This window comes from Neisseria sp. P0008.S002 (assembly GCF_051962805.1).
Taxonomy (GTDB): domain Bacteria; phylum Pseudomonadota; class Gammaproteobacteria; order Burkholderiales; family Neisseriaceae; genus Neisseria; species Neisseria perflava.
Genome location: NZ_JBQCUY010000003.1, coordinates 154,244 through 169,629 on the forward strand (window position 1 = coordinate 154,244; position 15,386 = coordinate 169,629).

Annotated in this window: 17 protein-coding genes; 8 read left to right on the forward strand and 9 right to left on the reverse strand. The window is 49.7% G+C overall.

Features of this window, described 5'->3' with window-relative positions; translation table 11 throughout:
* Positions 1-50: 50 nt before the first annotated feature.
* Both ACTHSA_RS04440 and ACTHSA_RS04445 read right to left on the reverse strand, forming a co-directional pair.
* Positions 51-1,379, reverse strand: a complete 1,329-nt coding sequence (locus ACTHSA_RS04440; RefSeq protein WP_440378824.1) for an anaerobic C4-dicarboxylate transporter family protein — start codon at positions 1,377-1,379, stop codon at positions 51-53.
* 221 nt (positions 1,380-1,600) lie between these two features.
* On the reverse strand, positions 1,601-3,175 hold the full coding sequence (locus ACTHSA_RS04445) for a glycosyltransferase family 2 protein (protein ID WP_004519847.1): 1,575 nt from the start codon (positions 3,173-3,175) through the stop codon (positions 1,601-1,603).
* 83 nt (positions 3,176-3,258) lie between these two features.
* On the opposite strand from ACTHSA_RS04445, the gene ACTHSA_RS04450 reads away from it, so the two are divergent.
* Complete coding sequence (locus ACTHSA_RS04450; RefSeq protein ID WP_070587787.1) at positions 3,259-4,224, forward strand: tRNA dihydrouridine synthase; 966 nt, start codon at positions 3,259-3,261, stop codon at positions 4,222-4,224.
* 41 nt (positions 4,225-4,265) lie between these two features.
* On the opposite strand, the gene ACTHSA_RS04455 is transcribed toward ACTHSA_RS04450, so the two are convergent.
* The 3 genes from ACTHSA_RS04455 to ACTHSA_RS04465 all read right to left on the reverse strand — a co-directional run bounded on the left by ACTHSA_RS04455 (position 4,266) and on the right by ACTHSA_RS04465 (position 6,738).
* Entirely contained in the window at positions 4,266-4,991 is a 726-nt protein-coding gene (locus tag ACTHSA_RS04455) for a hypothetical protein (protein WP_070587789.1), read from the reverse strand.
* Positions 4,992-5,149: 158 nt separating this feature from the next.
* Positions 5,150-5,623: an iron-sulfur cluster repair protein DnrN gene (gene dnrN, locus ACTHSA_RS04460; RefSeq protein WP_070625409.1), complete on the reverse strand. Its 474-nt coding sequence runs from the start codon at positions 5,621-5,623 to the stop codon at positions 5,150-5,152.
* Between the two features lie 182 nt (positions 5,624-5,805).
* Positions 5,806-6,738: an AEC family transporter gene (locus ACTHSA_RS04465; protein ID WP_070625411.1), complete on the reverse strand. Its 933-nt coding sequence runs from the start codon at positions 6,736-6,738 to the stop codon at positions 5,806-5,808.
* Between the two features lie 178 nt (positions 6,739-6,916).
* Between ACTHSA_RS04465 and ACTHSA_RS04470 the strand changes: the two genes are divergently transcribed.
* Together ACTHSA_RS04470 and ACTHSA_RS04475 are read left to right on the forward strand one after the other, a co-directional pair.
* Positions 6,917-7,672, forward strand: a complete 756-nt coding sequence (locus ACTHSA_RS04470; protein WP_070625413.1) for a GNAT family N-acetyltransferase — start codon at positions 6,917-6,919, stop codon at positions 7,670-7,672.
* A 56-nt stretch (positions 7,673-7,728) separates the two neighbouring features.
* Positions 7,729-8,478, forward strand: a complete 750-nt coding sequence (locus ACTHSA_RS04475) for a lysophospholipid acyltransferase family protein (RefSeq protein WP_070625415.1) — start codon at positions 7,729-7,731, stop codon at positions 8,476-8,478.
* A 52-nt stretch (positions 8,479-8,530) separates the two neighbouring features.
* On the opposite strand, the gene gloA is transcribed toward ACTHSA_RS04475, so the two are convergent.
* Positions 8,531-8,944, reverse strand: a complete 414-nt coding sequence (gloA, locus tag ACTHSA_RS04480; protein WP_039864394.1) for a lactoylglutathione lyase — start codon at positions 8,942-8,944, stop codon at positions 8,531-8,533.
* Positions 8,945-9,149: 205 nt separating this feature from the next.
* Between gloA and ACTHSA_RS04485 the strand changes: the two genes are divergently transcribed.
* Both ACTHSA_RS04485 and ACTHSA_RS04490 read left to right on the forward strand, forming a co-directional pair.
* Entirely contained in the window at positions 9,150-10,250 is a 1,101-nt protein-coding gene (locus ACTHSA_RS04485; protein WP_003685151.1) for a hypothetical protein, read from the forward strand.
* Positions 10,251-10,336: 86 nt separating this feature from the next.
* The gene (locus ACTHSA_RS04490; RefSeq protein ID WP_049344703.1) at positions 10,337-10,801 is read left to right on the forward strand and encodes a low molecular weight protein-tyrosine-phosphatase; all 465 of its coding nucleotides are present in this window, start codon (positions 10,337-10,339) and stop codon (positions 10,799-10,801) included.
* Between the two features lie 94 nt (positions 10,802-10,895).
* Here ACTHSA_RS04490 and metW read toward each other — a convergent pair whose 3' ends face one another.
* The gene (gene metW / locus ACTHSA_RS04495) at positions 10,896-11,477 is read right to left on the reverse strand and encodes a methionine biosynthesis protein MetW (protein WP_049329691.1); all 582 of its coding nucleotides are present in this window, start codon (positions 11,475-11,477) and stop codon (positions 10,896-10,898) included.
* Positions 11,474-12,613 (reverse strand): homoserine O-succinyltransferase MetX, encoded by a 1,140-nt coding sequence (gene metX, locus ACTHSA_RS04500; RefSeq protein WP_440378816.1) that lies wholly within the window; start codon positions 12,611-12,613, stop codon positions 11,474-11,476. Before metX ends, metW begins: the two co-directional genes overlap by 4 nt.
* 116 nt (positions 12,614-12,729) lie before the next feature.
* Here metX and ACTHSA_RS04505 point away from each other — a divergent pair, with 116 nt between their 5' ends.
* Positions 12,730-12,930, forward strand: a complete 201-nt coding sequence (locus tag ACTHSA_RS04505; protein ID WP_003747144.1) for a protein MIGRI — start codon at positions 12,730-12,732, stop codon at positions 12,928-12,930.
* 68 nt (positions 12,931-12,998) lie between these two features.
* On the opposite strand, the gene nadE is transcribed toward ACTHSA_RS04505, so the two are convergent.
* Complete coding sequence (gene nadE / locus ACTHSA_RS04510) at positions 12,999-13,787, reverse strand: NAD(+) synthase (protein ID WP_070625417.1); 789 nt, start codon at positions 13,785-13,787, stop codon at positions 12,999-13,001.
* Between the two features lie 102 nt (positions 13,788-13,889).
* On the opposite strand from nadE, the gene ACTHSA_RS04515 reads away from it, so the two are divergent.
* Both ACTHSA_RS04515 and earP read left to right on the forward strand, forming a co-directional pair.
* Positions 13,890-14,168, forward strand: coding sequence for a hypothetical protein (locus tag ACTHSA_RS04515; protein ID WP_004519862.1), 279 nt, complete (start codon positions 13,890-13,892; stop codon positions 14,166-14,168).
* Positions 14,169-14,199: 31 nt separating this feature from the next.
* Entirely contained in the window at positions 14,200-15,357 is a 1,158-nt protein-coding gene (gene earP, locus ACTHSA_RS04520; protein WP_070625418.1) for an elongation factor P maturation arginine rhamnosyltransferase EarP, read from the forward strand.
* The last annotated feature ends 29 nt before the right edge of the window (positions 15,358-15,386 follow it).

Consider the following 15,386-nt stretch of genomic DNA (forward strand, 5'->3'; position numbering starts at 1 on the left):
AAAAAGGCCGTCTGAAATTTAATTTCAGACGGCCTTTATTTTTCAGTCCATCAATAATACAGTTGAACCAACAACAAACCGAAAGCCAGACTAAATGCCATGCTCAACAGGCCCGGAATCATGAAGCTGTGGTTGAAGATGAATTTGCCGATTTTGGTCGAGCCGGTTGTATCGAAGTCGATAGCGGCAATAATCGGACCGTAGTTCGGAATGAAGAAATAACCGTTTACCGCAACAAATGTGCCGATAATGATGGGCGCAGGAATACCCAGTTTGATGGCGATCGGAAACAGCGTTGCCACTGTCGCGCCTTGGCTATTGACCAATACCGACAAGACAAACAGGGCAAAGGCAAAGGTCCATGGTGCAGATTCAACCAAATGGCTGACTGTCGATTCCACTTCTGTTAAGTGGCCGTTCATCAAGGTATCGCCCAACCAAGCCACGCCAAACACCGCAATCACGGCACGCATACCGGCATGGAATACCGAACCTCGGGTAATCGCATCGCCATTGGGTTTACACGCCAAGATAATCAATGCAGAAGCAGACAACATCACGATTTCAATCGTATGCGCCATGCCCATAGGCTTGATCGCGCCATCGTGTTCAAAAGCCGGACGCAGCTCAGGCAGCGCACCCATCACAACTACCAGCAATGCCGCAGTCAAGAAAATACCGACTGACAATTTGGCTTTCGGCGAAATGGCGACATCGGTTTGTTGTTCCTCCACATCGATGTATTCTTTCACATAGTTCGGGTCTTTCAGCAAATCCTGATAATGCGGATCGTCTTTCAATTCTTTGCCCAGTTTGTTTACGAACACGCAAGCCAAACCGATACCCAAAATCGTGGACGGAACAGTAACTTTCAACACATCCGCCATCGTGATGTGTTGCGGCTCAAGCATGGTAACACAGGCAACAACCGCGGCGGCAATCGGGCTGGCAACGATCGCAAATTGGGAAGCAATAACCGCCATCGTCAACGGACGGGAAGGACGGATGCCATTGCGACGGCTGACTTCGGCAATCACGGGCAAGACCGAGTAAGCCACATGGCCCGTACCTGCCAACACGGTAAAGGTATAAGTCACCGCCGGCGCGATAAAGGTGATGTATTTCGGATTGCGGTGCAACACGCGCGTGGCAATCTTAATCATATAGTCCAAACCGCCGCTGGCCTGCATGGCCGCCGCGGCAGACACTACCGCCATAATCATCAGCATCACATCAATCGGCGGGCTGGTCGGCTGAAGATGGAAACCAAAAGACAATACGGCCAAGCCGATACCGCCGAGCACGCCCAAACCAATACCGCCAACCTGCGCACCAATCAGGATACACAGCAGCACAACGGCAAACTGGATAAAAAACATAGTTGACATAACAACTCCCAAAATCCGGCCTTAGCCGAAATAAAATTACAAACGGTTGGATTATAGAGTAAACCCTCTTTCCTAACCATACTTTACCTAATTATACATACTGGTCTATATCAAATAAATAATATTCTCATTTAAACACTAGGTTTTAAAAATACAAAAGAGGCCGTCTGAAAATTTTCAGACGGCCTCTATGATTTAAAAAGATGATAAGGCTATTTTCCGGCTACTTCTTCATCTTTTATAAAATCCGATACGCCATGAACACAGCGGATTTTGCGTTCCGACAAAGTTGCCTCCAACAAGGCATCGTTTTGCGGCAATGAATCGCGTTCTGCCTCATTGTGCCAGAGGTGGTACGCAATGCCGGCAAATTTCAGATTATGGCGCTTCATCCCGTTATGATAGCAACGGGCGACAAATTCGCTGTCCTCCCTGCCCCAGCCGACAAAGCTATTGTCAAACCCGTTGACGGCAAGCGCATCGCTGCGGAAAAAGCCCATATTGCAAGTTTTGATGCCTTTGTGTTTGCGGTTGCCTTTTCGGCCTGCCAATTTGGCCAAACAACGGCAGCGCAGGGCGGAAAGCCGTTTTTCTATTCCCGAGCTGAACATGGACAAGGCAGGCAAATCGCCTTCGTTCAAAATATCCTGCGTTTTATCCGCAGTCAAAATCACGCGGGAACCCTGTATCAGACGGCCCTTTCGGGCAATCTTCAAATGATCGGCGATAAAAGACGGATTCAAGACCATATCGCCGTCAATCAACACAATATAATCGCTTTTCGCCTGCGCCAGCGCACGGTTGCGCGATTCGGCGGCACGAAAACCTCTATCCGGCTGCCATGAATGCTTGACCGGAATGCTTGTTCTGCGGCGGATAAAATCAACCACTTCGGCGGTTTCCTGCCTTGAGCCGTCATCCGCGACAATAATCTCATCCGGCAGACGGGTTTGCGATAAAGCCGATTTCAACACCAGCTCCAGAGCATCTGGGCGGTTGTAAGTGGTAATGATGAGGGAGACGGTTATCGTGCGGTTGCGCTCGTAGAGTTTGACATATTTGTAATACGAACCTTGTGCGTTGGAAACTGAAATCGTCAGGCCGTCTGCACCATAGGCAAAGCCGCGCTTGAGCAGATAGTTCTTCACAAACGATACGCCGCCATGCAGCAAAGCCTTAACCGGCGAACTGTCTTTCTTGAAGCGGTTTTCTTCCGCATACAGCGAACTGTACTGCTGCATTTTCTGAATCAGCCCTTCGGCGTTTTCAAAAGAATAATGTTTCAGACGGCCATCAAGTTGTTTAATCTTAGCTTCCTGCGGCAACACCAAAGACTCATGCACCTGACGGTCAGAAAAACGGGTAAATTTTCGATGATAAAGGCGTGGAATAATATCCGGATACCAGCCGCAGCCTTTAATCAGTCTGCCGTGGTAATGGTTCAGACGGGAAAGCGAAAAAATATGTTCCTTCTCATTTTCCAAAACGGCCGCACGAATGGATTCGATTAAAGCCTCATCCGCCACTTCATCGCTGTCTATGCTGAAAATCCAATCGTTTTGCGCCAGTCTGGCCGCCAGATTTTTCATCGGGCCAAACCCGATAAAGTCATGCTTGTAATAGCTGACATTGGGAAAGCCCTTGGCAATTTCAAAAGTACGGTCGGTCGAGCCGTTGTCCAACAGCAGGACTTCGTCAAAGTCTTTCAGCGCACTCAAAACTTCTGAAAGATAACGTTCTGAATTTTTTACCAACATGGCGGCGGTTGCCGGAATTGTGTGCATCATAAAAAGGCCGTCTGAAAAAGGAAGCTGTATTTTAACCGATATACCGCTACAATATGTCCTCCTTTTTTCAGACGGCCTGACTCATGCAGCTTATTCTTGCCCCCATGCAAGGGCTGGTGGACGATGTGATGCGCGACCTGTTGACGCGTATCGGCGGATTTGACGAATGCGTCAGCGAATTTGTCCGCATTACGCACACGGTCCACTCACGCGCCACTTGGCTTAAATATGTTCCCGAAATCGCCCATGCCAACCGCACGCCGGCCGGCACGCCCTGTACTGTCCAGCTTTTGGGCAGCGATGCGGAAAACATGGCCGTCAATGCTTTGGAAGCCGTGCGTTTCGGTGCGGACAAAATCGACCTCAACTTCGGCTGCCCCGCGCCGACGGTCAATAAACACAAAGGCGGTGCAGTCTTGCTCAAAGAGCCCGACTTGATTTACCACATCGTCCACACCCTGCGCCAACGCCTGCCACAACACATTCCGCTGACTGCCAAGATGCGGCTCGGTTATGAAGACAAAAGTCTGGCATTGGAATGCGCCTCCGCGATTGAAAACGGCGGTGCATGCGCGTTAACCGTCCATGCGCGCACCAAAGTCGAAGGCTACGAACCGCCAGCACATTGGGAATGGGTGCGCAAAATCCGCGATGCAGTCAATATTTCCGTTACTGCCAACGGCGATGTGTTCAGCCTTCAAGACTATCTCGACATTAAAACCGTCAGCGGCTGCGACAGCGTGATGCTCGGGCGCGGCGCGGTTATCCGTCCCGACTTGGCGCGGCAAATCAAGCAATATGAAAACGGCGAAACAGTCAAAGACACCGACTTTGCCGAAGTCTCCTCATGGATAGTCCAATTCTTCGACTTATGCCTTGCTAAAGAAGCCAACAACAAATATCCGGTTGCCCGTTTGAAACAGTGGCTGGGCATGATGAAAAAAGAGTTTGAACAAGCGCAGGTATTGTTTGACCGCATCCGCGCCGTCAAAGAAGCGGATGAAGTGAAACAGATTCTGCTGTCGTTTGAACAAGAGATGCATTTATGATTCAAAAAGGCCGTCTGAATTTCAGACGGCCTTTAATATGATTACTGACAGATATAATCAGCCAACAGTCTGCCTTTTTCTGCACTGGCTGCATTGGCCATATTCACATGCCTGGTCTCAGGGCCATTCTTGGATTTCAGGGCTTCGCCATATTTTCTGGCAAACTCTTTATTGGCACTGGTCACTCTTGACTCAGTGGCATCCAATATAAACCCGTCTTGCTCATATTTGCCTTGCGCAGTAATAATCAAGATATTTTCAGGTGAAGGATAATCCGGGAAATTAACATAGTTGGTAACCAGCTTGTAGGAAACGCCTTTGCCGTGTTTCATATCCTGACAGATGCCGTTAGGCGCGGTAAAGACTGCATGGCCGATACGGCCGTGGCCGAAATCGTAAAAATCGATTCTCTTCGCAGAAGCCAATTGTTTTTTATCGTTGCCGTCATTGATATTTAATGACTTGCCGTTTACCAAAAACAGGGTTGGCAACAAGGGGCTGCCATGAGAGGCTTCCAAATTATATGCTTCGCCCAACAGCTTGCCCTGACGATACACAGTCAAGACAGGCTTTTTCAGACCATTTTCCGGATTGCCGGTTTTCTTAAAAGAAATCTTCTGAACCACATTGCCAAATTCATAATAAGGCCGCGACTGCACGCCTGTTTTCGTATCCTGCAAGGCGCTCCAGCTGCCGTCCGTCGTTTGGGCGCACGCAGTCAGAGCAACAAACAGAATACCCGATAGTAAAACTTTAGAATGTTTCATTCATAAACTCCTTCTCAAGTAAACAAAAGAACGGATGTGTGCCTTTACTGCTTATTTTTGTTTCTTTGTTAAAATTTTAGAACCATTGCACTAAATTAGCAAGGGATTAAACAACAGGCCGTCTGAACATTCAGACGGCCTTGATTAAGCTCAAATTTTTAAGAAGCCAAAACGCGGGAGAACAAAATCTCATTTTCCAAATGGATATGGTCTTTCAAATCATCCACCATCTCTTTGGCCAAAGTGTACAAACGGGTCCAGCTGCCGCAAGCGCCTTCGGGAAGCTCAAAATTGTAGGTCAATTCTTCCAGACGCGCGATGGCTTGATCGTGTTCTTCATGCTCGTGCATCATTACGCTGATGGGCATTGCCGCGCCGCGACCCACGCCCTGATTAATCATTGGGAACAACATGCGCTCCTCTTTCATCATGTGCATCAACAGCTCGTTTTGCATATAGGCCAACAAATCAGGAACTTCGGCAGGGAAAGTATCAGCATGAACCTGCGCCACTTTTTGCGCCAGCGGAACCAACTCTTCAAACTGGGCGCGGTGGACATTGTGGTAACGCTGCAAAATATGGTCAATGGTGGAATTGAAAGGCGCGGTTTCCCAAAGGGTAAAGTCGGTCATGGCTGTGTTCCTTTAAAGATTTATATTGAATGAATGTTAGACATAAGGATACACGCTGCAAACGGCTTTGTATAGTTTTTTAATTGCTTAATTAATTGATAATAAAAGTTATTTTCAAATTGAAAATAACAAACAGGCCATCTGAAACATAAAGCTGAAGTTTCAGACGGCCTGCCCTTTTCTTAAATAATCCAACGATATAACGCAATCATTACCGGCATGGTTACCACACAAAGCAAGGTCGTCAGTCCATAAATTGCGCTGGCTTTTTGGGCATTTTTGCCGTAAACAACCGCCATTTGAGTAACTGTCGCGGCGGCAGGCGAAGTCGTTGCCAAAAAGCTAATTAAAACAACCGTATCCGCATGCGCATCATGATGGGCAAAACCACAGACTTTGACGGCAAAAAGCAATAATATCGGAATCAAAATCAACCTTAAAAAAGCAACGAGATAAAGCCTCGGCGTCCACATAATCGAGCGCAGCGGCAAAGAAGCCAAAAGCATGCCTGCCACCAACATAGCAACCGGGCCAATCATACTGCCCACCGTCGCCAAAGTATTATCGACAATGTGCGGCAGCTTGATTTGAAAGACAAACATCAGCAGCCCGACCAGCATGGATAAGATATTGATATTAGTGAAAATGGTTTTCCAAGCTACATTGCCGCGGCCGCAAATCAACAGACGCAGATGCGTCCAAAACAAAAACGTCTGCACCATGATAAAACCGCTGGTGTAAATCACCCATTCCGCACCAAATACCGACATCACCAAAGGGATAATCAGGTTGCCCGAATTGCTGTACACCGTCGCCGCGTGTTCGAGCGCATCGAGTTTGAACAAGTGTTTAAACAACCTGCCCAAAACAATCAATACCACATGGAAAAACACCGCCAACATGACGGAAAGCTTCAGCCCTTCGATAATCTGCGGCGTATTGTCCATCTGAAAGGCATGAATCATGACAGACGGGCTGATCAAGTAAAGCGCGATGACCGAGAGCGTATAGCTGTTTTCCGATTTCAACAGCCCTGCCTTCACTAAGGCCACGCCCATCAAAACAATCAGCGTCAGCTCGATAATTTTTCCGGCAAGCAGGAAAGAGGTTTCCATAATAAAAAAAGCGGCAAAAACGTTGATTTTACGCTTGTACCGCTTGGCATGCCAAATGCAGACGGCCTGAAGCCTTTTTCCAACAACCCGACATAATTTGCCCTACCGCAAAGCAAATCAATATAAATCTGTCCGTATATCCGCTATAATCAGCCATTTTCTTCAAACAGGAAACATCATGTCCCCCAGCCGTTTCAATCAAACGGGCCCCAAAATCGGCCTGAGCGTACGCCTTGCAGAAACCCAAGCTGAAATCGAAGCCGCCCAAAGATTGCGCTATCAGGTTTTTGCCCAAGAATTGGGTGCAGAAATCGAAAGCGATGACGGCCGCGATGTCGATCCTTATGATGAACATTGCCACCATCTGCTCGCGTTTGACGATGCAACCGGCGAGGTAATCGGCTGTTACCGCCTGATTACCGAAGAAACCGCAAAAAAAGTCGGCGGCTGGTACAGCGAGCATGAATTCGACCTTGAGCCTTTGAAAGACATTCTGCCGCAAACCGTCGAACTCGGCCGCGCCTGTACCCACCCGGACTACCGCAACGGCGGCTTGGTCATGCTGTTGTGGACCGGTTTGGTCAAATTCATGAAAGACGAAAACCTGCGCTTTATGATTGGCTGCGGCAGTATCGAAATGCGCGACGGCGGCAACGATGCGGCCGGCCTGTATCATGCTTTAAAAGACAAATACCTCGCTCCGGAACAATGGCGCGTCAAACCGCTCAACCCGCTCAAATGGGACAGCATCACGCCGTCTGAAAATCCCCCCGTACCCGCACTGATCAAAGGCTATCTCAAAGCAGGCGCGTGGTTCTGCGGCGAGCCTTGCGTCGATGAAGCATTCAACTGCGCAGATGTGCTGATCATGATGGATATCAACCACCTTTCCGACCGCTACCTGCAGCGTTTTGCCCCTAAAACCGATTCATAATAAAAGGCCGTCTGAAACTTCAAACGGCCTGCCTAATCTTTATAAAAACACACACAATGACCGCCAAAATCCGTTTTATCTTCCGTCTTCTCTGCATTGCCGGCTGCCTTTTGTACGGCATGGCCGAAATGTTTTTTCTGTTTCCCTTTTACAGCAGCAAACGCAAACTGCGCGCGATTCAATTATGGTCGCTGCGCGTGCTCGCTTCCTGCGGCATGAACCTGCAAACTTTCGGCACTCCGCCGCAAGAAGGCCGCGGCCAAATGCTTATCAGCAACCATATTTCATGGTTGGATATTATGGCGGTTAACGGCGCTTTCCCCGGCCGTTTCGTGGCTAAAGACGATGTGGCCAAATGGCCGGTGGTCGGTTATCTTGCCACACAGGCGCAAACGGTTTACGTCTCGCGCAACCGCGGCATCAAAGGCAATTCTGCCAAAATCGCCGGCGTAACCGAAGCGCTGAAAAACGGCGATACCGTCACCATTTTTCCCGAAGGCACCAGTACCGAAGGCCGTGAAATCCTGCCGTTCAAACCCAGCTTTTTTCAGACGGCCTATGATGCAGGCGTACCAATTATTCCGGCACTCTGCCGCTATCCGAATCCGGACGGCAGCAGCCCCAATCCGCACACTGCCTACTACGGCGACATCAGCCTCTGGCAATCCATCTGCATGGTCATCAGTCAGCCTTCCAGTACAGTCGAGTTGCATTTCCTCGATCCGATTGAAGCGGGAGAAGACCGATACGCTACTGCGCTTCAAGTACACGCCCTGTTGAGCGAAAAGCAAAAACAGTTGGGCTGATCAATAAAAGGCCGTCTGAATGTTCAGACGGCCTTTTCCATTATCTTATGTCTTAAGATGAATATTGCACCGAATCGCTACCGCTTTTCTTTTGAATAAATTCAATTTTGTAGCCATCCGGATCTTCAACAAACGCAATCACAGTCGTGCCGTGTTTCATCGGGCCGGCTTCGCGTACCACTTTACCGCCCATTTCTTTGACACGTTCGCACGCCGCATAAGCATCATCGACTTCAATCGCGATATGGCCGTAAGCATCGCCCAAGTTGTAAGACTCGGTATCCCAGTTGTGGGTCAGTTCTAAAACAGTATGGTCTGCCTCATCGCCATAACCGACAAAAGCCAAAGTAAAACGGCCTTCAGGATAATCGCGGCGGCGCAGCAGTTGCATATTCAATACGTTTTGATAGAAATCCAAAGAGCGTTCGAGATTGCCGACACGCAGCATAGTATGAAGCAAGCGCATGATTTTGTTCCTTTCTGAATTATGTTTGGTCATGGATTATAACACATCGGGCATTTACCCTCCCCAACTTAGAAAATGCTGATACTTAAACCTTGTGAAAATGAAGCGTATCCCTATCGCCAGTTGAATTTAATTTATTAACAAGCACACCGACTGACTAAATTGCTATAATCGCCACACTTACAACACAACACTTCAAACCGTCATGAAAACCTTTGTTCTTCCAGATACCCGCCCTTATCCGCAGAGCCCTATCAAAAACTACCTTCTGCTCAATGCCTATCAGCTGGCGCACAACTCCTCCTCCGCATCGCGCAAGCTTTCGGCCGGCCAACTGCAAACCGAAATCCGCACCATGCTCAGCCAAAACCATTACATCAACCTTTCATTGGCAATGACCATGGCGCCCGATGTCGGCACTTACACCAGCCTGATTCAAAGCGTAGGCGAAGTCCTGAAGGCAGAAAACGATAACGAAGCCCAATGGTTTGCCCTGCCTGTCGTTTTGGTCGCCGGTTGCAAAAAAGAACAAACCCTGCCGCTTACGCTGCCTACCGAAGCACTCTTCGCCTGCCTGCAAAACTACCCCAACCTGCGTACCCTCACGCAAAACACGCAATGGCTGCCTTACCTCGTCCAATCTACCGACTTGAGCAGCGTTACCCCGGGCGAGTGGTTCCAAGCCAAGCAAAACGATGAAGCGGCAGGCGCATTCCTGCAAAAATTCGAATACAAACCATTGACGCTGCCCGAAGGTCAATCCGTCCATGTTGTTTACGCGCTGGGCTACGGCAATAAAGACATTCAGACTGCCTTGGGCCTTAACCTGCAACAGGCAGGCCTGCCATTGATGCAGGTTTGGCAAGAGCATCTCGCCCTCGACGGCGTTACCCTCTTTACCAACCCGCTCTCGCCCAATACGCCGCTTGACGCGCTTACCGACGGCAGCCACACCCGCCAACGCATGGCCATGGACGTTTTTGCCACCAACGCCATCCGCGCCATCCGTATGCAAAGCCCGCGCGTCGGCGTTGTTGCCGCAGCGAAAGCGGACGGCAAGCTCCAGTTCAGCTTCAACGCGACAGACAGCGCGTTTGAAATCGTTCCGCAGACCTTCACTTGGGAGCTTGCATCAACCGACAATATCGCCATCGTTCAGCAAAACTTCCTCGACCTGATGGCCGAATGCCGAATCGAGCACCTCTACCTGCTGCACAACCCATTGGGCGAAAACGAGAACATCCCTACTTATGCCCAAGCGTTGAAACTAGAAGGCCATAATCCTTTCTTCAGCAATGTAAACTAAATTGAAAATGCAACACGCCAAGGCCGTCTGAAAACGGTTTAGCGTGTTGCATTGATTTTCAAACCTTACCGCTCATTTTCACGCATATGAAAACCCACAAAATCCTTTTCGTCTGCCTCGGCAACATCTGCCGCTCCCCTATGGCCGAATACGTCCTGCGCCACCGCGCCCGCAAAGCAGGCATGGGCAATGCCGTCATTACAGCCAGCGCAGGCACGTCAGGTTGGCACGACGGGGAAAACATGCACGAAGGCACGCGCCGTGTACTCAAACAACACGGCATCGACCCGTCAGGCTTTACCAGCAGCAAAATCAAACCCAGCGATGCCGAACATTTCGACTACATCATCGTGATGGACGACAACAACCTCAGAGAAACCGAAAAGCAGCTCGGCTTCCACCCCGGCAAAATCTTCAAACTGACCGACCTTATCCCCGATTCAGGTTACAACCACGTTCCTGATCCGTGGTACACGGGCGACTTTGACGAAACCTACCGTCTGGTCGATGCCGGCAGTTTTGCCTTGTTGGAAAAACTGAAACAGGCTTAAACCGACTTTAATAATAAAAGGCCGTCTGAACAGGTATTTGCAAAAGCCATGCTTTCGTGATTACCTGTTCAGACGGCCCTATTGATTACTGCAATCAACCTACACGATAAAACGCCAGGCTGCCCAATAAATTCGGCAGATGTTTAACCTGTCGGTTGCCCGTCATGACCGCACGCTCAAGCACGCGGATTTTGTTTTTGGCACACAGCAAATCAAAGTCTTTGAGGGTACACCAATGGATATTGGGCGTATCGTACCAATGATACGGCATCCGCTCGGAAACCGGCATATGGCCGCCAATGGCGATTTGAAAGCGGTTGCGCCAGTAGCCGAAGTTAGGGAAGCTGACAATAGCCTGCTTGGCCACGCGCATCAGGCAGCGCAGGATTTTTTCCGTGTTCTGCATCGCCTGAATGGTTTGGCTCAAGACAATCACATCAAAGCTTTGATCGCCAAAAGCCACCAAACCTTCTTCCAAATCGGCTTGAATGACGTTCACACCGCGGGATATGGCGGCAATCACGCTGTCGGTATCGATTTCAACACCGTAGCCGGTGCAATTTTTATGTTCCACCAACGCAGCCAACAGCTCGCCGTCGCCGCAGCCTAAATCGAGTACGCGGCTGCCTTCGGGTATCCAATCGTAAATGAGTTGCAAATCGTCGCGCAGATTCATTTTTGGCAGTCCTTGTAAACGTTGTTCATATAAGCGGCAACCGCGCGGATATAGGCTTCGTCTTCCATCAAGAACGCATCGTGGCCGTGATTGGATTTGACTTCAATGTACTGCACGGATTTTTGCGCGGCGATTAATGCCTTGACCAATTCATGCGAACGTTGCGGCGAAAAGCGCCAGTCGGTGCTGAAGCTGGCAACAAAAAACTTGGCCTGCACATTCTCCACAGCGCGCGTGAGGTTGTGGCCGTAATCGGCGGCCGGGTCGAAGTAGTCAAGCGCCTTGGTCATCAGCAGATAAGTGTTGGCATCAAAGCGGCCGACAAACTTGTCGCCTTGATAGCGAAGATAAGATTCCACTTCAAACTCAACGCCGTAACCATACTGATAACCGTCTGATTTTAAATCGCGGCCGAATTTTTTACCCAAGCCGTCTTCGGCAAGATAAGTGATGTGTCCCATCATGCGCGCGATACGCAAACCGCGTGAAGGAACGGTATGATGGCTGCGGTAATTGCCTTCATGGAAATCGGGATCGGTCAAAATGGCCTGACGGGCAACATCGTTAAACGCGATGTTTTGAGTGGAAAGTTTAGGCGCAGAAGCGATGACGAGCGCGTGGGCAACGCGTTCAGGCAAAGAAATCGTCCATTGCAATGCCTGCATACCGCCCAAGCTGCCGCCGACAATGGCCGCCCATTTTTGAATGCCGAGATAATCGGCAAGCATGGATTGGGACTTCACCCAGTCTTTGACGGTTACGACAGGGAAATCCGCGCCATATTCGTGGCCGGTTTCAGGATTTTCAGACAAAGGGCCGGTACTGCCGTCGCAGCCGCCCAAGTTGTTCAACCCGACTACGAAAAAGCGGTCGGTATCGATGGGTTTGCCGGGGCCAACCATATTGTCCCACCAGCCGGCGTATTTATCCACCGCACTGTGCTTGCCGGCAACGTGATGATTGCCTGACAGGGCGTGGCAGATAAGGACGGCATTGCTTTTGTCGGCATTGAGTGTGCCATAGGTTTCAATCATCAGGTCGAAACGGGGTAAGGTTTTGCCGTTTTCCAGAGCAAGCGGTGTGTCAAACGGGATTTTCTGGGGCGTTACAATGCCCACTGAGGCATTTGTTGTCATTTGTAATTTCCAAGTGAAGCGGCAAAAGGGGTATTATAACGTTTCGTTTTTGTTTTGTGCATGAGGCTTCAGACGGCCTGCCCTGATTAAAGGCAATATTTTTGGGAGAATGTGGAATGATTGGCAGGCTTTTGCGATTTTTTTTCTTTTGCGCCATAGCGGCATTGATTGTGAACCGTTTGTTCAGCCGCCAACAAAAGCGCACCATTCGGGAAATCGCCAAAATCAGCGCGTGGGTATTGCTGGGTGCGGCGGCGGCTACGCTGTTTTGGTATTTGATGATGCTGTTTTTCAAGCATATTCCCAATTCTTATTGAAATAAAATATAAAAGGCCGTCTGAAAACCTTAATCCAGCGTTTTCAGACGGCCTTTTGATGTTCAAATTTAAAACAATTCTTCCGGAATCTTGCAAACCGGAATCGGATTGACTTTGTGCTGCATAGCTTTGTGCAATCGGGTATAGATTGCCAAAACTTCGCGCTGTCTGCCTTCAAAATCTTCAGGCTTGTGGCTGCCGTACACGCTCATCGCCCATTCGAGTTCGGGATAAGATGCGCCCATTTGTTCTTCATCGGTACGCTCGATATCCCAAAGTCCGTCCGTCGGTACGGCTTTTTGAATGTCTTCCGAGACGTCCAGCTCGGCTGCCAACGCGTACACTTGAGTTTTGGTCAAATCGGCAATCGGGCTGATGTCCACGCCGCCGTCACCGTATTTGGTGAAGAAACCGACGCCGAAATCTTCAATTTTGTTGCCCGTCCCCGCCACCAGCAAACCATGCAGCTGACCGTAATAATAAAGCGTCGTCATGCGCAGGCGGCTGCGTGCATTGGCAAGTGCCAGCTGTTTGTTGGGAAATTCGGTTTCGCTGACGTCAACGGTATCGGCAAACGTATCGAAAGTTTGGGTCAAGTCGACGCTTTGCACTTTTACATTCGGATAACGCTGTTTCAGACGGCCCATGTGTTCTTGAGCGCGGTTGACTTGGTCGGCTTTCTGACGAATCGGCATTTCCAACAACAAAACCGACAAACCGGTTTGCGCTGCAAGGGTGGAAACCACGGCAGAATCGATGCCGCCGGATACGCCGACGACAAAACCTTTGGCACGCGCCTGCTCGGCGTAATCTTTGAGCCATTGAACAATATGGCGGATGATGGCTTGGGTTTGCATAGGGATAAATGTTCGCTTCAAATAAAACGAATGATAGCCTGATTTGCACTTGTCTGAAAGACGACAGGGTATAATACCCTTTTTATTTCTTGCACACACACCATGTCCAAACCCATCCTTCTGCGCTGGCTCGTCGTCTGCCTGATTCCGCTCGCCACCCTTTTGTGGTTTGCCCTCAACCCGCCCGAAGACAAAACGCAACACCTCATCAACGGCATCATCCTTGCCTGCGAAGCCACGTTCCTATTCAAGTTCGTCCTTTTTGACGTCATCAAACACCACCTCAAACAAGAGCCCGAATTGAAACGGCAAAGCATTTGGATGTTTATCCCGATTATTTTGCTGATTGTTTATTTATTCCACTATTTCGGCGCATTCTGATGTTTTCAGACGGCCTTGGGCATATTTTTCCATGAACACCACCCCACCTTATACCTGCTGGATTTTCTGCAACGTCATCGACAACTTCGGCGACATCGGCGTTTCATGGCGGCTGGCGCGTGTTTTGCAACGCGAACTCAACTGGCAAGTGCATTTGTGGACAGACGACTTTCCGTCCCTTCAGGCACTCTGCCCTGACTTGGCCTCGATTCCCAATATCCATCAAGGCATCGGCATTCACGCTTGGCAAGCCGACTACGCCGAAGATACCGATACAGCCCCTACCCCCGACATTGTCATCGAAACCTTCGCCTGCGAACTGCCCGACAACGTTCAAACCATCATCCGCCAACACCAACCGCTTTGGCTCAACTGGGAATACCTCAGCGCGGAAGACAGCAACGAGAGGCTGCACTTAATGCCCTCGCCCCAGGCCGGCGGCATACAGAAATACTTTTGGTTTATGGGTTTCAGCGAAAAAAGCGGCGGCCTGCTGCGCGAACGCGATTACGCCGAATCGGCCGGATTTGATACGGAAGCCTTACGCCGACAACTCAAACTTCCCGCAAAAAACGCGTCCGAGTGGCTGCTTTTCGGCTATCAAAGCGATATTTGGGCAAAATGGCTGACTATGTGGCAACAGGCCGGCCAACCCATTACCCTGCTGCTTGCAGGTACACAAATCATCGCCAGTCTGAAAAACAGCGACCTAGTACCGCAAAATGCCCTGCTTGAAGACGGCGATGTGTATCAGAGCGAACACATTACCCTGATCAAAATCCCTTTTGTCCCCCAACAGGATTTCGACAAACTGCTCAACCTTGCCGACGGCGCTATCATACGCGGCGAAGACAGCTTTGTTCGCGCCCAGCTTGCCGGAAAGCCTTTCTTTTGGCACATCTATCCGCAAGAAGAAAATATCCATCTCGACAAACTGCACGCTTTTTGGGACAAAGCGCATCAGGTTTATCCGGATGTTGTCGCCACGGCACACCACCGCCTTTCCGACGAACTCAACAACGGTGATGCACTCAGCGACAGCCAGCGCCTGCAGGCATGGCAAACCCTGACTGCACACCAAAATGAATGGCGGCAAAGCGCGGCAAAATGGCGGGATGGACTTTTTGCTCAAAAAAGTGCCGTTGAAAAACTTGCCGCCTTTATTTCAAAGCACAAAAAAATACGCTAAAATAGCGCGTTTTATTACAACCGATTTGA